This is a genomic window from Acholeplasma granularum ATCC 19168, from assembly GCF_000526235.1.
Taxonomy (GTDB): Bacteria; Bacillota_I; Bacilli_A; order Acholeplasmatales; family Acholeplasmataceae; genus Acholeplasma; species Acholeplasma granularum.
The window spans coordinates 119121-140331 of record NZ_JAFR01000008.1 but is presented as its reverse complement, the minus strand read 5'-3'; the positions used below and the strand labels follow the sequence as shown (position 1 = coordinate 140331).

Below are 21211 nucleotides of genomic sequence, written 5' to 3'. Positions count from 1 at the left end.
ATTATTAAGCATAGTTCTATTATACAAAATTTATTAAACTAAAACTAAAATATAAAACTAATTACTATAACTTTCATAATTATATTAGTTGACTTTGTAATAAATTATCATATAATTAAATTATCGTTTATCAATAATTTAAAGGCGGAGGCATAAGAATGAAAATTGTATTATCCTACACGTTATTATTACTTCTATCATTAATCTATTTAATACTTACACCTATAAATAAAAATGTTTATGAAACTTTTATATTTGATCAAGAAAGTATTAATTACAGTCATAGCACAGGTATAAATCATGACATTTCAACTTTAAGTAAACAAACAATTTATGATTATCAGCTAAAAAGTTTCATTCAGTCTTATACTTCAAGTTTTTATATTCCTAAAAGCGCTAACTATTATCCTGGATTATTTGAAAGATCCTGGGCTGAATATTTCAAACTAGATTACCAAAAAGATCCTTTAATAGATTTAAATGCCCACCTTTTTAAAGGAGATGATGATCTATATTATTTAATTATAAATTATCAATCAAATAATCACTTTAACGGTATTGAATATTTAATGACTCTTCATCGTGATACACTTCCTCTTGAAGTGATTGTGAATAAATCACTATTAGTTTATAAAAATAAAAGCTATCAAACAAACGATCCATTTATTTATCAATCCAACAATAGCTTTTTATACAAAGAAACACATATTAAAAACAATTTAATTAATCCATCATTAGACGGCATATTATTATTAAAGATTGATGAATCTTCATTAAACTATTTAGAAATAATCATTGATTTTTATGAACTTAATCAAACAAATTATGATGCGAGTCTTGGCTTAAATAAATTTGTTAGCGAAAACCAAATAAAGTATATACCTCAATCACTCAAACTAATTTATAAGGAGAATCAATAAATGATAATATTTCAAATACTACTTACTGTGCTTTCCATAGCCATATTAGGCTTTGCTATCTATATGCTTTATATTATAAGAAGAGAAAATATGAGTTTAATAATTAAATACCTAGATAAAGTAATTTGGGTTTTATTCAGTCTTATTGCACTTATATTTTTAGCACTCATTATTATGAGTTTCTTCTCACTTAGTAATACGCCTGTAGTACTAGTAAATATTTTAAAATATTTATTTGAAACTGTTATTTTCTTTCTTATATTTAATGAAACTAGATTCTTGTTATCACAGTTTAAAAAAGAGATTATATTTGATAAATCAAACGCTTTTAGTATCTCAAAAATCGGTAAAGGTTTTATAACATTAACATCGATTGAAATAATTACTGGGCTTTTATTTGGCGTTGCATCATTTATTGGGTCAACAAATAAAAATTATACACTATCGTTTGATATTACTACATTTATCTATATCTCCATAGGGTTTATTCTATATTTATTATCAATTATTTATGCTAAAGCTGTGGATATATATGAAGAAAATCAGTTAACCATATGATTTATATTAATTTAACTCATATTATTGAAAAACGTAATATGACTTCTAAAGAACTTTGCTCAATTATAGGCATAACTGAAGCTAATTTATCTATCTTAAGATCTGGTAAAGCTAAAGCTATACGTTTTTCAACACTTGATGCCATTTGTAGGGCACTAGATTGTGAGCCTGGAGATATTATAAAATTTAGTTTGGAGGATAATTTATGAGCTGGTCTGACATATTAATTCTTATAAGTTTGCTTCTTTTAATAATTTTAGTGGTTTTAAGTATTATAAGAAAGCGTAAAACATATTTATTAGTCAGTACTTTAATGTTTATGTTATTAGTGGGAATTTTAATTTCTAATCTTATATCTAACAATCATCCGGGGTTTAGTTATTCATCTATTAAAGACTATGATTCAACAGTACCTTTAAAGATTGAAAATAAAAAGCTTATTTCTAATTTTAATAGTGAGGTCATATATTTAGATTCATTTAAAGTTGAAGTATCTTTAAATATATATCCGATTTATCTAAAGGAATTAGATAATTATTATTTAGTCATCTATTCTTATGATATGAATAAAAGTTTAGAATACGAATTATACACACAAAACGATTATGAAATGTATAGAAATAAAGTGGATATACTTGCATTAATAAATAAAGCAGATGGAAAATTAAGTGTCCCTAGAGTTTATAATTTGATTGGATCTACATTTGATTTAAGTCAAATACTTAACAAAGGTGAAACTATTTTATTACCTATATATAAACCTTATAAATCTGACATTAATTATTACTATTTAATTCAAGGTATAAAAAAATCAAATCTTACACACTTTAAAACTAAATTTATATCATTAACATCAAATAAAGTAATTCAAAAGTTTGAATTTTTGGAAAATCGTTTTATTACATTATTTGATAACGGTGAGATTCAATATGAAACTCACACAGAAGGCATCATAAGTGGAAACAATAATAGTACGAATTTTAGTTATTCAACAAATAATTATGAGGTTTTAGATAATAAAACATTTGTTAAAATGGGATATTTTACAACACATCATAACAAGTTTTATATTTTAAATGATGATATGGCTATTTATTTACTTGAAGGTGAAGTACTTACCAAAATAAAAACAATAGAAGATATAAATGACTTTTATGATGAGGTATATGCCATTACTTAAAACAAAAATGATGCAAATTTGCATCATTTTTAATTTTTTTTGATGTAATTAATTTCAAATCCATCAACAATTTTTACATAGTCATTTATTATTTCTGGTAATAAATTAATATCACGGATATTTTGATCTACAATATATCTTAATAATAACCCACGCATTTGTTTATTAAATACACTTATTTTTTTACATTCATTTTCCTTACAATCAATAAATGAAACTTCATATAATGTAAATTCATCTGTGTTAATTAAACCACTAAACTCTTTTGAGGCTAGACTTAATATAACATTACTTTTAAGATGAGTCTTTAAATAATTATTTATTATTGGTTTCCATAATGATTTATACCCTTTTAAAGTAAAATCCATTCTATATGGCTTTATACCATCATATGGCCTAATTAAACCATATAAGGCGTCAATTATGTATACATTTTCATTAAGATAATCTAAGGATTCATGATTAAGTGTTTCATAATTAAACGACTTGAAAGACTCTCCCAAATAGTAGTTAAAAGAAAGATAACTATCGTTATTATTAAAGTTTTTATAGTATTGATATACATCATCAATTAAATGATTACTTAACTTATATTCTTTTTGAAGTTGATCTTTAGGTATTTTCTTTATATTTTCAACTAAACTTGTCGTTTGGTTAGGAAAAAGTGGATTATAATTTGCTTTTTTGGCATTTGGATTAAATAATTTTGTGGGTGCAAATATAATTGTCATTTATGATACTTCCTTTTTAAAGTTATACTTGATTACTAAAATCTTCTAGTCCTTTATAATCACTTATTAATATATGTTGATTATCGATTTGTCTAATTAAATTCTTATCTTCAAGTAAACCTAGTTTTCTGCTTAAAGACTCCGGTGTTGTTCCAAGATAGGATGCCCAATCTTTTTTTGTCATATTCAGATGGACAATTTTTTCGATTTGAGTTGGTGAAACCTGTTCAAGTAAATATAAAGCTATTCTTACCTCTACTTGTTCTGTTGCTATCCAACTAACTTGTTTTTCAACATTTTTTAATCTACTACTTAATTCATTAATAATTTTTAAAGCAATATTCGGATAGACTTCCATTAGCTTTGAAATATCATCTTTTTTTATTGTACATATTTCACAGTCTGTCATTGCCTCAGCATAAGCATTATTTGTTTCATTTAAAAATAAACTAAGTTCACCAATAAATTCACCCGGTGTTAATATTCTTAAAATATGTTCTTTCGAGTTTTCAGATAGGTAATATGTTTTGATTTGACCTTTTCTAATAATATATAGTGTATCTGATTTTTGACCATGGCTAAAAATCAGTTCACCTTTACTATATTTTTTAGAACGAATTAAGTCTGTTATTTGATTCAACTCTTCAAGTTCTAAATGATTAAATATAGGGACTGTAACTAAACATGTATGATCATGATTATGGTTATTATCTTTCATAAAACCACCTATTCTTTCTAAAGTTATTATACCTTATTCGTATGAATTCACCAAATTTTAATGGTGTTATAAAGAATATAAAAATAGAGTACATCCCATATGGGTGTACTCTATATTAAACTTAATATTTATAATTATTGCATGTATTTATAATTATGCTTTAATACATACTCTGCATGTTCAACTTGTTGTTTAGTTGGTTCTGGTGTATCTTTTAGTTCATAATCAACACCCATATTGTCCCACTTCATAATACCTTTTGTATGATAAGGTAATATATCAATGCCAATAAAGTTATCTAATGTATCTATAAAGTCTCTTAATCTATATAAGTATTCATCTTGTGAGTTAATATCTGGAAGTAATATATGTCTTAAAATTGTTGGAATCTTTTTATCACTTAATATTTTTGCAAATTTTAAAATGTTTTTATTGCTTGCACCAGTTAACCATTTATGTCTTTCATCATCAATGTGTTTAATATCTAGTAATACGAGATCAGTATATTGAAGTAATGCTTCAAATTCAGGTATTCTTGTTTCACTAAATGTTCCTGCAGATGTATCTAAACATGTATGTATATTTTTTTCTTTAGCTTTTTTGAATAGTTCAGTTAAGAACTCTATTTGTAGCGTAGCTTCACCACCAGATACGGTGATACCACCTTTTTTATAAAATGCTCTATATTTATCATAGTCATTTAATATATCATCTACACTCATTAACTTGTTATCTTCTGTACCCCAAGTATCTCTGTTGTGGCAGAATTTACAACGTAATGGACAACCTTGTAAGAATAATACATATCTAAGACCTGGTCCATCATATGCACCGAATGTCTCGATTGAATGCACATTACCTAAGATTTCTTTTGGATTAGAAGCCTTCATGGAAAGTACGTTTCATTACTTCTATTTTTTGTTCATTTGTTAGATTTGAGAAGTTTACAGCATAGCCAGATACTCTAATTGTTAGGTTAGGGAATAATTCTGGATTTTCGTATGCTTGTTGTAGCGTTTCTCTGTTAAATACGTTAACGTTTAAGTGGTAACCACCTGAGTTAAAGTATCCATCTAATAATGATACAAGGTTTGTTACTTGAACATCATCAACTAAATGAACAATTGAACCTTCAGCACTAATTGAATTACCTAATGCTTTAGGAATGATTGTAAATGTGTTTGAGATACCGTCTTGTGCATCTTCAAATGGTAATTTAGCAACAGACATTAATGATTTTAATGCACCTGATTTATCACGGCCATGCATTGGGTTTGCACCTGGAGCAAATGGTTCGCCATAACGACGTCCGTCTGGTGTGTTACCTGTATTTTTACCATATACTACGTTTGATGTGATTGTTAGAACACTCATTGTTGGATGTGAGTCTCTATATGTGTGGTTTTGTCTAATGTAGTTCATGAATTTACGTAGAACTTCTACAGCAATCATATCTACTCTATCATCATCATTACCATACATTGGGAAATCGCCTACTGTTTCAAAATCAGTAATTAATCCTGATTTTTCATCATAAATTGGATGTACCTTCGCATATTTGATTGCAGATAATGAGTCAGCAACAACGCTTAAACCTGCAATACCTGTAGCAAATAATCTCTTAACATCACGATCATGTAGAGCCATTTCTAGTTTTTCATAAGCATATTTATCATGCATATAGTGAATAATATTTAATGCATTAACATAAACTTCAGCTAATTCTTCTAATGTTTTATCGTAACGTTTCATGACTGTATCATAATCTAAGACTTTAGCTTGAAGTACTTCGTCTTTAGATTTTTCAAATACTTGTTTACCACTGATTTCATCACGACCACCGTTTAATGCATATAATAATGCTTTAGCGATGTTTGCTCTTGCACCAAAGAATTGCATTTCTTTACCAATTGCCATTGGTGATACACAACAAGCAATACCATAATCATCACCATGAAGTGGTCTTAATGTATCATCATTTTCATATTGAATACTTGAAGTATCAATACTTACTTTAGCAGTAAAGTTTTTAAATCCTTCTGGTAAATCATTACTCCATAATACAGTTAAGTTTGGTTCTGCTGATGTACCTAGGTTGTATAATGTTTGAAGTAATCTAAATGATGTTTTAGTAACAAGTGATTTGCCTGAATTTGCCATACCACCTAATACAGCTGTTACCCATGTTGGGTCCCCTGTAAATAATTGGTTATATTCCGGAGTTCTTGCAAAACGTACCATTCTTAATTTCATTACAAAATGGTCAATGAATTCTTGAATTTCGATTTCATCATATTTTCCACTTTGAAGATCGCGTTCAATATAAATATCTAAGAATGCATCTACTCTACCTAAACTCATTGCAGCACCGTTTTGTTCTTTAACAGCACCTAAATATGCTAAGTATAACCATTGAATAGCTTCTTTGGAATCATTTGCTGGTCTTCTTAAATCAAAACCATACATATCTCCTAATTGAATTAATTCATTTAGTGATTTGATTTGGTCTGAAAGTTCTTCTCTTAGACGGATTTTATGTTCAGTCATAGGGAATGTTAATCCATCTTGTTGTGCATATTTATCTTTAATTAAAGCATCAACTCCATATAATGGAACTCTTCTATAGTCACCGATAATACGTCCTCTACCATAACCATCAGGTAACCCTGTAATGATATGAGAACTTCTAGCACGTCTAATTTCAGCAGTATATGCATCAAATACACCTTGGTTGTGTGTTTTTCTAATGTTTGTATATGTATCGATAGTTTCTTGATCAACTGTATAACCATATGCTTCTACAGATTTAACAGCAACATTTATACCACCTTCAGGAAAAAATCCTCTTTTTAGTGGTGCATCTGTTTGTAGACCTACGATTTTTTCAATATCTTTGTTAATGTAACCTGGAGCATGACTTACAATTGTAGATGCTATTTTAGTATCTAAATCAATAACTCCACCTTTTTCTTTTTCTAATTTAAGCAAGTCTTTAAAAGACTCATTTAAAGATAAAGAACTCTCAACTGCACCTTCTAAAAATGTGCCATCACCTTTATATTCGGCGTAGTTTTGTTGAATAAAATCAGCAACATTTACTTCGCTTTCCCATTTTCCGGATTTAAAACCATCCCATGATTTAGCCATGATATCATTCCTCCATACTTATTTATTAATATCTTCCATGCTTTTTCACCCTTATTTTAATACTAACACAAAAAATATGCATGATAAACTATAAATGAAAACGTTTACGTAAAAATCTATATCGAATATGTGATTCTTACGTTAAATTACATATTTTAATATGGTATCATATATTCATGAATATATCGGGGGTAAACATGAAAAAAGCAATCATATTAGTAGGCGTTCCTGGTTCTGGTAAATCTACTTACGCTAAAACTTTAAACATGCCACATTTCTCTTCTGATATGATCCGCTTAGAGTTATTTGGAACCTTAAGAACACATCATACAGAAAAAGATGATCAAACGGTTTTTAATTTATTGCATGACCGTGTTTTTTCCTTTGGTGAGTCATTAATTTATGATGCTACAAATATTACACGAACTCTAAGAGAAAAACTTTATAAAAAGTTTAAATCATTGGGATATGATGTTGAACTTCATTTTGTGTTAGAACCTTTGTTATTTGCTAAATATCAAAATGAAAAAAGAGCATTTGAAAAGGTTGTCCCTTTTAAAATAATCAACCAAATGTACAAATTTATGGCTGCCCCCAGAATTGGTGTAGACTGTGATGATGTAAAAATTATTAGTCAATCAACTTTTTTAAACGATAATACAAATTATAATGATTTTGTTAAACTAGCTAAAACAGAAGGTATTAAGTCTGCAGTTACTAAATATGTTTCTGCTGCTTATTTACCTGAATTTAAAAACTTAGGTGAAAATCATGATACACCCTATCATTTAGAAGATATTGATGAACATATTAATATGTGTATAAATAATTCATTAGATGATTTAATGTTAATTGTTTCTATACTACATGATTTGGGTAAATCACAAGCCAAAGAAAATGGACATTATAAGGGTCATGATATGATCTCTAGTATGTATGCATTAAGGTTTTTTGATGAAGTCAAAAACATTCCAAAACATATCAAAAAATGGGATGTAATTGAAATTATTTTTCATCATATGAATGCTCATAAGGGTTTATCTAAAAAAGTAATTGAAGATAATGATTTAGAACCTTACTTAGTTGATTTGATATATAAATTTAATGCAATTGATGAAGTGAGTAGGATAACAAATATTCCAAGAGATAAAAAGATTTATAAGTAAACATGGATTATTTGGGTATAATATTTATAATACTAAATTATAGAGGTTAACATGGAAACAATATTTAATAATATTAATTATGTCTTTGCATTATTAGGGGCTATTTTGGTTGCTCATAATTATTTATATTTGTTCGTAGGTGTTTTTTTTAAGTCAAAAAAATATCCAGAAACGGCTTTATTAAAAAATTATGCGATTTTAATTTCTGCAAGAAATGAGTCAAAGGTTATTGGACAATTACTTGAAAGTTTAAATCAATTAGATTATCCAAAAGATTTATATAAAGTATTTGTTGTTGCAGACAATTGTACAGATGATACTGCCAACATTTGTAGAAGTTATGGAGCAATTGTTTATGAAAGATTTGATAAACTAAAAGCTAGAAAAGGATATGCCTTAGAATTTTTAGTGGACCATATCAAAAATGATTATGGTATTGAAAGTTTTGATGGATACTTGGTCTTTGATGCAGATAACTTAGTAGATCCAAATTTTTTAACACAGATGAATAAAGCTTTTGTTTATGAAAATGGCGGCATTATTACAGGTTATAGAAATACAAAAAACTTTGATACAAATATCATATCATCTAGTTATGGTTTTCACTTTTATAGATCTACAATGGTGCTTCATAGACCACGTCATCTTCTTGGGATTGGCACACATCTATCTGGTACTGGCTATTTAATTGATTCAAAACTATTACTTGATGGCTGGCACTTTCATACTTTAACCGAAGATACAGAATTTACCATTGAAAAATCAGCTCAAGGTCAAAAAATTAAATTTTGTGAAGCAGCTATATTTTATGATGAACAACCTACCTCTTTAAAAATATCAATTAGACAACGTGTAAGGTGGACTAGAGGAAGATTAAGTGTCTTTTTAAAAAGTGGTTGGAAGTTGTTTTTAAATGTATTTAAGAAAAAGAGTTTTACCTCTTATGATTTATATTTTTACTTATTTCCATGGAGTATCATAACTTATTTTGGTTTTATTATTGAAACGATTATACTCTTTATATTATCTTTAATCTATAAAGAAAACTTTAATTTTAATGTCCCATTAAAAGTAATTACATCATATTTAGTTAGTGTTTACATCCTTTATAGTTTATACGGCATATTAATTTCAATTAGAGAAAGAAAACATATTAAAGCGCCATATTATAAAATATTTATTTACGCACTTTTCTATCCTATTTTTGAATTCTTACATTTAATTATTACTCCAATTGCTGTTTTATCACCAAAAGTTGAATGGAAACCAATTGAGCATAATGATAATAGAAATATTAACGACTTATTATAAATAAAAAGCTTAAGCAATCGCTTAAGCTTTTATATTTTTATAATTTGTCCATTTTTAATAAGATTTTCTTGAACTTCTTTATAATCAACATCTTTAACATATATTTTATTTTTAACGGCTAAACTAGAAAGTGTTCCTGCCGCTTGACCTAAGGACATTACTGATGCTGTAACCCTTAATGAAGCATTTGCTTCATGGGTTGCGCTTATACACCTTCCTGTTACAACTAAATTTTTTGTTTTAGTTGGTATGAGAGTTCTAAGAGGTATCTCATATGCTTTAATGTTTCTTTGATTAAAAAGATTCATTTCATCACCTTTTGGAGCGTGTATGTCAATTGGAAATGATGCAACACAAATTGAGTCATCAAATGTTTGATTGTTTAGTACATCTTCTTTTGTTAGTGTGTAAATACCTTTTATATGCCTTGTTTCTCTTACACCAATTTTAGATGGCGTTCTAATAATATATGAATTTTCAAATCCTTCAACATATTTTTTTAAAAATTGATGTGCTTTTTGAATTTGCTTTCTTCCTTCTATTTCTGCTTGAGTTAATTCATATGCATCAAGTCCTGATTTGTTTTGAACTCTTGTCATGTTAATAGATACTTGATTAGGTTTTAATTCTTCAAAAAATAACACTCTATCACGAGGCAAATCAAAATCATTTAATTCTTTTGCTTTTTGAACTAAACTGAAAAATCCACTACCAGCTGTGTAGCATTTATTGTATGGACGTTCTATATGAAAGTCACTTGGATTATTTTTTATATAAGTTTTTATCTTTGATATATCAACATTATCTAAATGAAACATCATAGTCATGGGCTGAGAAAGATTATCACCCTTACCTATGATAAAATCATTTTTTGCTAGGTAAGACAAATCACCATCACCGGTGGCATCAATAAAAACATGTGCTTCTAATTCTAGTATGCCTGATTTAGTTGTTACTTTAATCTTTTTAATGATATTATCTTTTACTTCACAATCAAATAAAAATGCATGGAGTAATAGATCAATATCCTCCTCTTCAATGAGTTCAAAGAAAAAAGATTTTACACCTTCAATATCTATTGGGGTAATCGTATCACAAAAACCAATTGGATCATCGATATGGCCTAATGAATATCCTTTTTTAACAAGTCTAGAAACAATTTCTTCAGCAATACCTTTATTAACTTGTTTACCATTATCAGTAAATGTCATCCAAGGTGAGACTAAAGACTGAGTTGTTGAACCCCCAATTAAGCCACTAGATTCCAATAGTAATACTTTCATACCTTGTCTTTTTGCAGCTATGGCAGCAACTAACCCACTTGGACCTGCACCACATACAATAACATCATACATCCGGTTCACCTACATTAATATCTATTTCAAAACTACGTTTCCATGGAAACCACATATTATACTTTTGATAATGCATATGATCATACTTTTTCATTTCCTCTAATAATATGGACTGGACATAATCTATATTGTCTTCAAAATTATATAAATTAATGCCTTCAGATTGTAATCTTTCATTTAACTTTTCTCTAACTACAGTTTGATAGATACAATCATCAATAATTCTTTCATATAAGAAGTTTTTATCTTTATTTTTTTGAACTAGAAAACATACGATATCACATAGTATAGAACCAAGTGAGTTAGACGCTGTATTCCATGCTGAATAGCATGAAAGTTTTTCGTAGTTAACCATTTGAAGTATTTCAAATATTCCACCATTTGATCTAAAAATATCTAAAAATGCCACATTGTTAGTTTCTATGAATTGGTTTAATTCATTTATATATTTTTGATATGAAGGTTGTTGTTCTTTGTTAAAAAATATAGTTTTTCTTTCATCATAACTATATTGTCTTTCGGCTGAAAATATTGAGAGCACCATGTGATTTGAAAGTTCATATGTTCTATTTAATCCAATTACTTCAAACATACTATTTATATTTTCAATAAATGGTCTATCTTCATACACTTGTATATTGTTTAATGCTTCATTGCTGTGTGTATGAATGAAAATATTATTATCTATATTATTAGTTTCTGCAATAATCTTAGCAAGTAATACAGATGCGCCTTCATCGGTGCCATTATATAGTTTTACAGTATCTGTTAAATTATTATCTATTATTAAGTTGTTTAATATTATTTGTTCCTTCATTTGAAGACCATCAACCATGCAGTCTTCTTGTAAAATAGTTAAATAATCTAAGATTTTATCCTTAACGAGTTCAATATAAAACTTATTCATTTCATGTTTTATTTTTCTTGCATCAAGAAATCTATTTAAATCTTGCTTGTTTATTTTATTTGTCAAAATATTTAATTCTTCTTGCAATTTATCGTCGTAGTTAATGTTTAATTTACCAACAAGTTTTGCATAAGCATTTATTTGTTCCCATATATTTGCGCTTTCATACCCATAGGATGTTACACTTGTTCTCATAAGTGTATCGAATGCATAAATTTTTATATTAGGATTTTTATTTTTTATTTTTACAAATACATCTTTTTGTAATATAGAGTCTTTAAAATTGGCAACACCTAATCTACTTTGAACAAGTCCTCCAGATGTTAGTGCATCAAGAGATAACAATAAGTAATCCGCATCTATGGATTCATTTAGTATGAATTCTAACATTTCTTTTTGATTTGAAGGATTTAATAATGTCCCTGTTTTATCAAATGGGTAATGTATTAATTCAATATTTCCTCTTTGACTAAACTTTTTTATCCATGTGGTGTTACACGGTCGCATATCTAATGGTATGTATACAACTTTTTTCATGAAATCCCCTTTATTCTAAAGATAATATAGCTTGTTTAAATAACTTAACTGCTAAAGCAATTTTTTCTATTTCTAAACCTGTAACAACTGCACCAATCATAATACCTTTGATACCTGCATGATGTAAAGATTTTACATCATCTGGTTTTACTAATAATTGTGTCGGAAGTAATGTCGGTAATTGAGATATTTTTGAAATGTGGTTATATCTTAATAAATCTTTTAGTGTCAATCTTCTACCATATTCATTTGATTGCATAATTGACATTTCAATGATATCTGCATATTTAGATGTAGATATTATTTCCTCATCACTATAGTCTGTGCTTAATGCATAAAAAGTTTCAATATTGCGATCAAGACCTAAACTTATTGGCATATCTCTGCCATATAAGGAGATAAAATCAAATCCCATATCAATCACATCTTGCATGTTTTTTTCAGCAAGTAATACTGAGTTTCCGATAACAATACCGACCGGAACAGGTGAATCTTGAATGATTTTTTTAAATACATCTTTATGAAAATCTAACTCTTTAAATTCACTTTTACTTGCATTATGATGCAAATCAATGTGAACTTTAATCGCATCTGCTCCATTTTCCCAGCATGTTTTGGCTATTTCATAATCATTTTTAGGTAAGCTAACGATCAAAGTCATTTTATTTTCATTAAACAAATTCTTAATTTTTCTCATCATTTTTATCCTTTTTAAATAATTTTTGAATTATAAATCCAAATCCATAATATATAATTTGATAAAAAATAATAAATCTAAACGGTTCAATTGGCATGTTAAATATGTTGTTAGAAACCAGTACATAGTCTATACCTCGAATAATCAAAGATATGGTGACTGAAATTAAAATATTTTTAAAAGCTGAGATGATATAGTATTTATTTGTTTTATCTATTGCATCTTTACCGTAAATCATTGTATCTGTGTATCTGCTTGTTATGAATGCGTTAATTATACCTAAAATAAATCCTATGAAAAAATGCTGAAGGTGCATTAAAAAATGCACCACAACAACTACCATTCCTATTACCCAAGATTTAATTAGAAATGTAATTTTCGTTTCTTTCATTATTTATCAGACCCTAAAACTAATCCCTTGACAAAGAATCTTTGAAGGAATGGATATAAAATTAAAATTGGAAGTGTGGCAGTGAAAATAGATGCCGCTCTAATGGAATCTGTTGATAAACTTTCTGCTACTTCAGCAGGTAGTTCGTGTGTTGGTATATAACTCATATTTAGAAGTGTTTGAAGATAGGTTTGTAGAGGCATTTTATGAGGAGATGAAATATAAAGCATCCCATTAAAATATGCATTCCAGTAGCCTACAGCATAAAATAAAGCTACTGTTGCAAGTGTAGGTAATGAAAGTGGAATGATAATTTGAGTGAAAATTCTAAACTCACCTGCACCATCAATTTTTGCAGCCTCATATAAAGATTCAGGTAATCCCTCAAAGTAGTTTTTTACTAATAACATATTATATGTAGATATAAGACCTGGCAATATAAGCGCAGCATGAGTATCTCGTAAGCCAAGTTCTGTAATTAAAATATAGTTTGGAATTAATCCACCATTAAATAACATTGTAATAATGAAAAATATAAGTAAGACTCTTCTTCCATAAAAGTTTTTGTTTGCAAGTGGGTATGCAGCAAGTGTTGTAACAATTAAACTAGCGACTGTACCAATAGCTGTAACTTTTAAAGTTGACTTAAATCCATTCCAAAACTGAGAATTATTCATTACAAATTCATAGGCACTTAATGTAAATCTTACAGGAAAGAAAGTTACTTGGTTATTTGAAACAGCAACTTCGTGTGAAAGCGATGTTGCTAGTAAGTTAACAAACGGAAGAATTATAGTAAATCCAAAGATTGTAAGTATGATGTAAACAGCAATACTAAATATTTTGTCACCTTTTGTTTCTAACATATTACCATAGTCCTTTCTTAAATACTTTTCTTGTAAAATAGTTACCGCCTAAAACCATTATTAAGGCAACAACCGAGTTAAACAGACCTACTGCAGTACCAAAACTATAGTCCCCTGCAGCTAAACCTTCTCGATAAACTAGCGTTGATAGAATGTCTCCAGTTTCAAATACAGAAGAAGTATACATATTAAATATTTGGTCAAATCCAGCATCTAATATCGCACCTATTCTTAGAATGAATAGTAAAACAATAGTTGAGGATATTGAAGGTATTGTAATATAAATAATTTGTTGTATTTTATTGGCACCATCTATTTTTGCAGCCTCATAAAGTTGTGGATTAATTCCTGCGATTGCTGCAATATAAATAATAGCGTTCCATCCTACTTCCTTCCATCCAGCCGAAACAACAATTAAACTTCTAAATAAATCGTTATTTCCAAAAAATTGGATAGAAGATCCGATTAGATCCATACTTTTTAGCCAGTTATTAATAACCCCGTAAGGTCCAAGAATTTGGATAAATAGTGAAGTAACTACAATCCATGATAAAAAGTGAGGTAAATATAATATCGTTTGAATTGTTTTTTTATACCAAAGTGCTTTAATGTCAGTAATCATAATTGCTAGAAAAATTGGTATTGGAAATAAGAAAACAATTTTATACGTAGATATTATTAATGTGTTTCTAAATGCTCTTAAAAAATCGGTATTAGAAAATAATCTTGCAAAATGAGTAAATCCGACATTCTCACTTTTAAATATCGCATCAATAGGTGAATTACCGGCAAATATATTATAGTCTTTAAACGCAATTACTATCCCTAACATAGGTGTATAGTTAAAGACTAATAATAATATGACTGCTGGAAGAATAAACAAATATAGCGGTAATGAGTTTTTAACGAGTTTAGAAACAGGTTTTTTATGTAAATTAATTGCTTTTGCCATGTTCTGATTCATCCTTTATTATATATTTTTCAAAAATCGGAAGATATAACCCCCACATTAAATAGCATAGAAATGAAAATAGTCCAAAAAATATAACTATCCATGTGGAAATAATAATTAAGTATCCAACTGTTAGTAGTACAACAATTAAGATAAATGTACTTATTATATGTCGATGTGTAATAAAGAAAGACATTTTTAATAGATCTTTATTACTTTTAAATTCATAAATACTACTTAACTGAGCAGCCATTATTAAATTAAGTATAATTTCGCCCATAAAGACTAAATATATTACCGTAAGTAATTGTTTAATGGTGACATGATAATTAAGTAATTCAATATTTTCATAGTTAAATAATATAGTGAAAAACAATACATACATAATTATTATTACCAAAAATAATTTCTTGGTTTTTTCAAATGTTTTAAGTATAAATGGTTTTACTATCTCAAAATGTTCATTTGAGTTTCTTCTGATTTTATAAATAAAATTAAAAAGAGCACTTGTTGAAGGTAAGAGTAATAATCCTAAACTTAAGACATTAACTAAAATGTAAGTCATATTTAAAATTATTAGTAATCCTATTTTTACAAGTGCTCTTTGATTCATATAATTTTACCTTTTTCTAACTAGTTCGCTTGATACCATGCATTAACTTCGGTTGTTGCCTCTACTAATTTAGCATCAGTTCTTAGTTTATCAATTAATTGTTGATGAGTTCCACTGTTTCCTCCAGTGATACGTAATTCTAAATAAATTTTAGCTAGGTCAGTAAGTTTAGCAACATTTGATCCATAAATTTGGAATCCTGGAGCTAATCCTAGTTTATCATAAATACCAAAAGTAGTTTTTAATTCTTCTGTATTCATACTTTCCCAAACAAATTGTTGACGTGGATTTTTTCTAGCTCTTGCTTCCCAGTATTGTGCATATTTATCTGCATCTGTACCTGTTAAGAAGTAATCCGCTTTATTCATCATATCAAATGGAATATTATTTGCTGCATCAGGGGTTAAGATAGGGTAGTATTTACCGTCTATAACCTCGTGATGTACACCTTCAGTTCCGATTGTTAATTTCTTAAAGTTATCTTCTTCTAATTTTTTATCCATGAATTTAATAACTTCAACTGCATAATCACTCATATAAGCTGGAATTGCAAAGAAATAAGTTACTGAATAATCCATTTTAGATTGGCCCTTACCTGCTGTAGATAATGGATAGTTTGCATCCCCTTTTAATGAAGGAATAAAGTGTAAGTAAGTTGATCCATTTTCATAAATTTCTTGTTCTGTTTTACCTAGTGATGAAGCAATACCGTTAATAATACCATTTCCACTCCACCAAGCATCAAGTGTTACAGCAACTGTACCATTTTGTAATCCTGGTCTACTTGAAGAACCATAACCTGGAACTGTTAAATAACCTTCTTGCATAACACCAGCATCTACTAACTCTTTAATATATGATGCATAAGCTTCAAATTGTGGAGTTTCAGCCCAGTATTTAACTGAACCATCAGTTTGTGGTACCCAGTCAGTTACAATTCCAAATGCACCTCTGATTGGTTCAATATTATGTGAACTTGCAGAAAACGGTACAAAGTTTGAACCTTCTTTTGTTTTTAACTCAATCATAGCTTCTTTGAACTCTGTTAAAGTTTCTGGTAAATCAATATTATTTTTAACAAATATATCTTTTCTTAAGAATAATGCACTATTAATATTATTTGTTGGGTTTTTTTGTGGTACTGCATAAATTTTACCATCAAATGTTGTTGTTCCCCAAATTTGCTCATCTACAGAAGATAAGATGTTTTTACCATGTTTTTCTAGTAATGGTTTAATATCAAGTAATGCACCAACACCCCTTAGTTGGTTGAATTGTGTTGATGAAAGTTTTAATAAATGATATTGAGCTCTACCTGCAATATCTAAATATAACTTAGCATCAGCTGTTGAATCTTGTGGTAAGAATTCATATTCTACATCGATCCCTGTAACTTCTTTAATTAATGTTGAGACATAGTCTTTTTGTGGATCGAATGTATCAAAGTTACCTAATACTTTGATTGAAGTCAATTCTGCTTCATTATCATTACATGCAACTAATGTTACTGCAAGTATAACAACAAAGAGTAAACCTAAAATTCTTTTCATTTTATAGCCTCCCTATATGGCAATGTTTTTTTGCTTTGTTAGCGTTTACACATGAAATGATATCATAGCTTTCTTGTATAGTCAAGTATAAATATAAACTTATTTTCATAATACTATAAAAAGTGATTCATGTTGTATTTAACTAAAAAAATTAAGCACATGAAAAAATATTTTCTTTGTGTGCTTAATTTTCAAATTTTAAATTTATGTATTTATTGTTTAGTTCTAACTTGTTATAATAGCGGAGAAAAACCTTTGAGTATTGCCTGAAACACTTTATAAAAAATACTTCTTCTTTTGATATTTTCTAAACTAATCAATTCACTTTCCTTAATCGTATATTCAAAATAATTAGTCATTTGCTTGATTGTATCTTCATCATTTAACCATATATTATTTTCTAGGTGCATATATAAACTTCTAAAGTCTAAATTACTTGAACCTATCATTGCAACTTTTTTATCTGTAATGATCATTTTTGAGTGTATAAAACCTGGTATGTATTTATATACTTTTACACCCGATCTAACCAGTTCTTCCGCATATGATTTAGAAACCATATAAACTAGTTTTTTATCTGGGATACTTGGCATAATTATATTCACAGAAACACCACTTTGACTTGCTAGTTTTAGTGCTGTTGCTATTTCATTATCTAATATTAAGTATGGTGCTGTAATATATACAGATTTTTTAGCATCATTAATTAAATGTAGGTATATATTTTTAGCGGTTAAATTTTTATCTGCTGGTATATCTGAGAAAGGTATATATATGTTTTCATTATAAACTGGCTCGTGTTTTAAATTATATTTAGAAAAATCTAAATTAATTTGCTTTGTTGAGTATGTCCAATTTTCTAAAAAAATTAATGTCATCCCCCAAACTGCATTACCTTCAATCATAATAGCAGCATCATTCCAATGACCGAACATATGTTTTTTATTTGTATATTCATCACCAATATTTACACCACCTGTAAATGCAACCTTATTGTCAATAACTACTATTTTTCTATGATCTCTAAAATTCATTCCGTAATTTAGATGAAGTTTTAAAGGATTAAATCTTATGACTTCAAATCCTAGTTTTTGTAATTTTTTATGATAATTAAATGGTAGTTTGGTGGCCGAACCAAAATCATCATAAATGATTTTTATTTCAACACCTTCTTTTTGTTTTTGAATGAGCACTTCTAATATTTCATCCCACATTTTTGAAATAGTAATAATAAAATATTCCATAAAGATAAAGTGTTTTGCTTGTTTTAGGTGCCTTAACATTTCACTTTGTTTTTCTTCTCCGCTACCTAAAAATAATGATTTGGTATTTTTAAAAGAAGGGAAATTTAGAGAAGTTAAATATATTTGGTGTTTTTTATATTCTTGACTATATTGAAAGGAAAGTTTAGCTGTTTCTTGTTCTCTATTTTTTTGGCTTCTAATCATTGCATTTGATGAGGCATATGATATTCTTTCTGTTCTAGAATAAAAATAAAATAACACTCCAAATACCGGGATTGTTAATAAAAAAACAATCCATATTAATTTAAACATTGGATTTTCATCTGTAGTTATCATGTATAAACTAATTATAATACCTAGAATAATGGATGTTAAGTGCATGTAGTACCATGAAGCAGCAAACTTATAGACAAATAACCACAATAAGATTATTTGTAGTAATAAAATTAATCCAATAATAGTTAGCCTATTTGTAACTAAATTTATAAACTTTCTCATAATTCCTCCCTAAGATAAATCTTATAGATTATCAAAGTATGATTTATGTTTGGCTTGCCAGTATGATTTATCTGAATCATTTATTTTTCTAATAACTTTACAGGGATTTCCTGCAGCAATACAGTTACTTGGAATATCTTTTATAACTACACTTCCTGATCCAATGATTGTGTTATCACCAATTGTTATACCAGGATTAATTGTAGCGTCCCCACCTATCCATACATTATTTCCAATTGTTATAGGTAAGCCATATTCTAATCCACTTGATCTAACTTCACTATCTATTGGGTGAGTTGCAGTATATAGTCCCACCCTAGGTCCAAACATGACATTATCTCCAATAGTAATCGTGCTAACATCTAAGAAGATACAGTTAAAGTTAGCATAAAAGTTTTTCCCAACATATGTATTAATACCATAATCAAAAAATACAGGAGCTGTTATTTTTAAATTAGTTTTATGTCCACCAAGTATTTCTTTAATAAGTTTATCTCTAAGCTTATAGTCGTTATAATCTGCATGATTATAAGTGTGTAGTTTAGAGAGCATATTTTTTCTTATTTCTGAAAGTTCTTTATCATTTGCTAAGTATAATTCACCACTTAACATCTTTTCTTTTTCGGTCATATTATTTGCCTTCTACTACATCTTTTATCTGTTTTGCTAGTCCATAAACTTCTTTTGTAGTAATTCCACAAAGTGCCACTCTAAGGCCATTATTCATCGGAATTAAATAAATGTTTTTATTTATTAATTGTTCAAAATGATATTGGGGATTATCACTTTTTACAAGTACAAAAAATCCGCCTTTATATGGGTATATATCCAAGCTATTTTCTTTAGCTTCCTTTATAAAAATATCTCCACGCTCTTTAAGTTGTGATGTTAATTTATTAAGTTCTATTATGTATTCATCTTTTTGAAGAGCTACTTTATTAAAAATGCCTATACCTACATTGGGTGCAGTACTCCATTTACCAAGTACATCTTCATATACGTTTTTCTTAAAATAATCTAATTGCTCTTTTGTATGATGTAACCCAATAAGACCACCAAGTCGTACACCATAAATAGCAAACGATTTGGATGCGCTAAATGCCGTTAATACTTGAACGTGTGGTTTTAAATCTAGGAAGTATTCAAAAGTTTCTCTAGCCTCTTTAAAACCTAATGGATTATAATCAAAATATGCAATATCATAAGCGATAATAATATTATTATTCTCAAATTTATTGACTATATTAATAATTGAGTGCCACTCATTTTTTGATAGTTGATAGCCTGTTGGATTGTGGCACGGATCATTAATAACTACGATTACTGTTTTTTGTTTACTTGCTAAATATGATAGTTGAATTTGAAAGTCTTCTAAGTCAAATTTGGAATCTTTAAATAAGTTATGTTCGTGACCTGATAGTTTTGCTGAATTTAAAAAATATTCATAGCGCCATCTTAATGAAGGTAGTAATACCTTATCACCAATATTACCATATGCATTAAATAGTAATGACAATGCGCCACTACCGCCAGGTGTTGATAGACCTGTAACTTGAAATTTTGATTTTAATATTTTTTGTTTATCATCTAAAACCCAATCAAGAAGATTTTCTTCAAATTCCTTACCACCATCTGTTGATCCATATTGAAAAGTTTCTAAAATATTGAGATCATAAAAAGCTTTTTGAACTCTTGGTATGATAAGATTTTTATGATCATCATAAAACATACCAATTGTTGCATCAATTACATTTGGATTTATTCTTTTCGCTTCTTGAGCTATTTTCGCTATTTTTAATATATCTACTTTTCCCATAAGTTTACTCCTTATAATGTTTTTTTACTATATAAATAAAATAGAAGTTTGTCT

General features: G+C 28.2%; 21 protein-coding genes. 6 read left to right on the top strand and 15 right to left on the bottom strand.

What is annotated here, in order from left to right:
• The first annotated feature begins 158 nt into the window (after positions 1 to 158).
• Genes G324_RS0103585 through G324_RS0103570 form a run of 4 tightly spaced genes read left to right on the top strand, consistent with a single transcriptional unit; the run spans position 159 to position 2658 of the window.
• A complete protein-coding gene (locus tag G324_RS0103585) occupies positions 159 to 920 on the top strand; it encodes a hypothetical protein (RefSeq protein ID WP_025725034.1) in 762 nt (253 codons plus the stop codon).
• Positions 921 to 1478, top strand: coding sequence for a DUF2975 domain-containing protein (locus tag G324_RS0103580; RefSeq protein WP_162146866.1), 558 nt, complete (start codon positions 921 to 923; stop codon positions 1476 to 1478).
• Positions 1475 to 1687, top strand: coding sequence for a helix-turn-helix domain-containing protein (locus G324_RS0103575; RefSeq protein ID WP_162146865.1), 213 nt, complete (start codon positions 1475 to 1477; stop codon positions 1685 to 1687). Before G324_RS0103580 ends, G324_RS0103575 begins: the two co-directional genes overlap by 4 nt.
• On the top strand, positions 1684 to 2658 hold the full coding sequence (locus G324_RS0103570; RefSeq protein ID WP_025725031.1) for a hypothetical protein: 975 nt from the start codon (positions 1684 to 1686) through the stop codon (positions 2656 to 2658). The genes G324_RS0103575 and G324_RS0103570 overlap by 4 nt, the downstream gene beginning before the upstream one ends.
• A 29-nt stretch (positions 2659 to 2687) precedes the next feature.
• On the opposite strand, the gene G324_RS0103565 is transcribed toward G324_RS0103570, so the two are convergent.
• The 4 genes from G324_RS0103565 to pflB form a co-directional block, all read right to left on the bottom strand.
• Positions 2688 to 3389: a YaaA family protein gene (locus G324_RS0103565; protein WP_025725030.1), complete on the bottom strand. Its 702-nt coding sequence runs from the start codon at positions 3387 to 3389 to the stop codon at positions 2688 to 2690.
• Between the two features lie 22 nt (positions 3390 to 3411).
• Positions 3412 to 4107: a Crp/Fnr family transcriptional regulator gene (locus G324_RS0103560; protein WP_025725029.1), complete on the bottom strand. Its 696-nt coding sequence runs from the start codon at positions 4105 to 4107 to the stop codon at positions 3412 to 3414.
• A 134-nt stretch (positions 4108 to 4241) separates the two neighbouring features.
• Positions 4242 to 4997: a pyruvate formate-lyase-activating protein gene (pflA, locus tag G324_RS0103555; protein WP_025725028.1), complete on the bottom strand. Its 756-nt coding sequence runs from the start codon at positions 4995 to 4997 to the stop codon at positions 4242 to 4244.
• Positions 4984 to 7254, bottom strand: a complete 2271-nt coding sequence (gene pflB / locus G324_RS0103550; protein ID WP_025725027.1) for a formate C-acetyltransferase — start codon at positions 7252 to 7254, stop codon at positions 4984 to 4986. Before pflB ends, pflA begins: the two co-directional genes overlap by 14 nt.
• A 197-nt stretch (positions 7255 to 7451) precedes the next feature.
• On the opposite strand from pflB, the gene G324_RS0103545 reads away from it, so the two are divergent.
• Both G324_RS0103545 and G324_RS0103540 read left to right on the top strand, forming a co-directional pair.
• A complete protein-coding gene (locus G324_RS0103545; RefSeq protein ID WP_025725026.1) occupies positions 7452 to 8420 on the top strand; it encodes an AAA family ATPase in 969 nt (322 codons plus the stop codon).
• A 51-nt stretch (positions 8421 to 8471) separates the two neighbouring features.
• Positions 8472 to 9731, top strand: a complete 1260-nt coding sequence (locus G324_RS0103540; protein ID WP_025725025.1) for a glycosyltransferase family 2 protein — start codon at positions 8472 to 8474, stop codon at positions 9729 to 9731.
• Between the two features lie 29 nt (positions 9732 to 9760).
• Here the strand turns inward: G324_RS0103540 and G324_RS0103535 are convergent, their stop codons facing one another.
• The 11 genes from G324_RS0103535 to G324_RS0103485 all read right to left on the bottom strand — a co-directional run bounded on the left by G324_RS0103535 (position 9761) and on the right by G324_RS0103485 (position 21157).
• On the bottom strand, positions 9761 to 11086 hold the full coding sequence (locus G324_RS0103535; protein WP_035357268.1) for an FAD-dependent oxidoreductase: 1326 nt from the start codon (positions 11084 to 11086) through the stop codon (positions 9761 to 9763).
• Entirely contained in the window at positions 11079 to 12530 is a 1452-nt protein-coding gene (locus G324_RS0103530; RefSeq protein WP_162146864.1) for a DUF4127 family protein, read from the bottom strand. The genes G324_RS0103535 and G324_RS0103530 overlap by 8 nt, the downstream gene beginning before the upstream one ends.
• Positions 12531 to 12540: 10 nt before the next feature.
• Entirely contained in the window at positions 12541 to 13227 is a 687-nt protein-coding gene (locus tag G324_RS0103525) for a hypothetical protein (RefSeq protein WP_025725022.1), read from the bottom strand.
• Positions 13214 to 13618, bottom strand: coding sequence for a hypothetical protein (locus G324_RS0103520; RefSeq protein WP_025725021.1), 405 nt, complete (start codon positions 13616 to 13618; stop codon positions 13214 to 13216). Before G324_RS0103520 ends, G324_RS0103525 begins: the two co-directional genes overlap by 14 nt.
• The gene (locus tag G324_RS0103515; protein WP_025725020.1) at positions 13618 to 14484 is read right to left on the bottom strand and encodes a carbohydrate ABC transporter permease; all 867 of its coding nucleotides are present in this window, start codon (positions 14482 to 14484) and stop codon (positions 13618 to 13620) included. The genes G324_RS0103520 and G324_RS0103515 overlap by 1 nt, the downstream gene beginning before the upstream one ends.
• Before the next feature lies 1 nt (position 14485).
• Positions 14486 to 15436: an ABC transporter permease gene (locus tag G324_RS0103510; RefSeq protein WP_025725019.1), complete on the bottom strand. Its 951-nt coding sequence runs from the start codon at positions 15434 to 15436 to the stop codon at positions 14486 to 14488.
• Entirely contained in the window at positions 15420 to 16049 is a 630-nt protein-coding gene (locus tag G324_RS0103505) for a YesL family protein (RefSeq protein ID WP_025725018.1), read from the bottom strand. The genes G324_RS0103510 and G324_RS0103505 overlap by 17 nt, the downstream gene beginning before the upstream one ends.
• Positions 16050 to 16069: 20 nt before the next feature.
• Entirely contained in the window at positions 16070 to 17599 is a 1530-nt protein-coding gene (locus G324_RS0103500) for an extracellular solute-binding protein (RefSeq protein WP_025725017.1), read from the bottom strand.
• Between the two features lie 233 nt (positions 17600 to 17832).
• On the bottom strand, positions 17833 to 19341 hold the full coding sequence (gene cls, locus G324_RS0103495) for a cardiolipin synthase (RefSeq protein ID WP_025725016.1): 1509 nt from the start codon (positions 19339 to 19341) through the stop codon (positions 17833 to 17835).
• Positions 19342 to 19362: 21 nt separating this feature from the next.
• Complete coding sequence (locus tag G324_RS0103490) at positions 19363 to 19971, bottom strand: sugar O-acetyltransferase (protein WP_025725015.1); 609 nt, start codon at positions 19969 to 19971, stop codon at positions 19363 to 19365.
• Position 19972: 1 nt separating this feature from the next.
• Positions 19973 to 21157, bottom strand: coding sequence for a pyridoxal phosphate-dependent aminotransferase (locus G324_RS0103485; RefSeq protein WP_025725014.1), 1185 nt, complete (start codon positions 21155 to 21157; stop codon positions 19973 to 19975).
• Positions 21158 to 21211 lie beyond the last annotated feature (54 nt).

What these genes read in the sequence shown, in the direction of transcription:
- G324_RS0103585 (WP_025725034.1), top strand. Translation starts at nt 159, where the DNA reads ATGAAAATTGTATTATCCTACACGTTATTATTACTTCTATCATTAATC.
- G324_RS0103580 (WP_162146866.1), top strand. Translation starts at nt 921, where the DNA reads ATGATAATATTTCAAATACTACTTACTGTGCTTTCCATAGCCATATTA.
- G324_RS0103575 (WP_162146865.1), top strand. Translation starts at nt 1,475, where the DNA reads ATGATTTATATTAATTTAACTCATATTATTGAAAAACGTAATATGACT.
- G324_RS0103570 (WP_025725031.1), top strand. Translation starts at nt 1,684, where the DNA reads ATGAGCTGGTCTGACATATTAATTCTTATAAGTTTGCTTCTTTTAATA.
- G324_RS0103565 (WP_025725030.1), bottom strand. Translation starts at nt 3,389, where the DNA reads ATGACAATTATATTTGCACCCACAAAATTATTTAATCCAAATGCCAAA.
- G324_RS0103560 (WP_025725029.1), bottom strand. Translation starts at nt 4,107, where the DNA reads ATGAAAGATAATAACCATAATCATGATCATACATGTTTAGTTACAGTC.
- pflA (WP_025725028.1), bottom strand. Translation starts at nt 4,997, where the DNA reads ATGAAGGCTTCTAATCCAAAAGAAATCTTAGGTAATGTGCATTCAATC.
- pflB (WP_025725027.1), bottom strand. Translation starts at nt 7,254, where the DNA reads ATGGCTAAATCATGGGATGGTTTTAAATCCGGAAAATGGGAAAGCGAA.
- G324_RS0103545 (WP_025725026.1), top strand. Translation starts at nt 7,452, where the DNA reads ATGAAAAAAGCAATCATATTAGTAGGCGTTCCTGGTTCTGGTAAATCT.
- G324_RS0103540 (WP_025725025.1), top strand. Translation starts at nt 8,472, where the DNA reads ATGGAAACAATATTTAATAATATTAATTATGTCTTTGCATTATTAGGG.
- G324_RS0103535 (WP_035357268.1), bottom strand. Translation starts at nt 11,086, where the DNA reads ATGTATGATGTTATTGTATGTGGTGCAGGTCCAAGTGGGTTAGTTGCT.
- G324_RS0103530 (WP_162146864.1), bottom strand. Translation starts at nt 12,530, where the DNA reads ATGAAAAAAGTTGTATACATACCATTAGATATGCGACCGTGTAACACC.
- G324_RS0103525 (WP_025725022.1), bottom strand. Translation starts at nt 13,227, where the DNA reads ATGAGAAAAATTAAGAATTTGTTTAATGAAAATAAAATGACTTTGATC.
- G324_RS0103520 (WP_025725021.1), bottom strand. Translation starts at nt 13,618, where the DNA reads ATGAAAGAAACGAAAATTACATTTCTAATTAAATCTTGGGTAATAGGA.
- G324_RS0103515 (WP_025725020.1), bottom strand. Translation starts at nt 14,484, where the DNA reads ATGTTAGAAACAAAAGGTGACAAAATATTTAGTATTGCTGTTTACATC.
- G324_RS0103510 (WP_025725019.1), bottom strand. Translation starts at nt 15,436, where the DNA reads ATGGCAAAAGCAATTAATTTACATAAAAAACCTGTTTCTAAACTCGTT.
- G324_RS0103505 (WP_025725018.1), bottom strand. Translation starts at nt 16,049, where the DNA reads ATGAATCAAAGAGCACTTGTAAAAATAGGATTACTAATAATTTTAAAT.
- G324_RS0103500 (WP_025725017.1), bottom strand. Translation starts at nt 17,599, where the DNA reads ATGAAAAGAATTTTAGGTTTACTCTTTGTTGTTATACTTGCAGTAACA.
- cls (WP_025725016.1), bottom strand. Translation starts at nt 19,341, where the DNA reads ATGAGAAAGTTTATAAATTTAGTTACAAATAGGCTAACTATTATTGGA.
- G324_RS0103490 (WP_025725015.1), bottom strand. Translation starts at nt 19,971, where the DNA reads ATGACCGAAAAAGAAAAGATGTTAAGTGGTGAATTATACTTAGCAAAT.
- G324_RS0103485 (WP_025725014.1), bottom strand. Translation starts at nt 21,157, where the DNA reads ATGGGAAAAGTAGATATATTAAAAATAGCGAAAATAGCTCAAGAAGCG.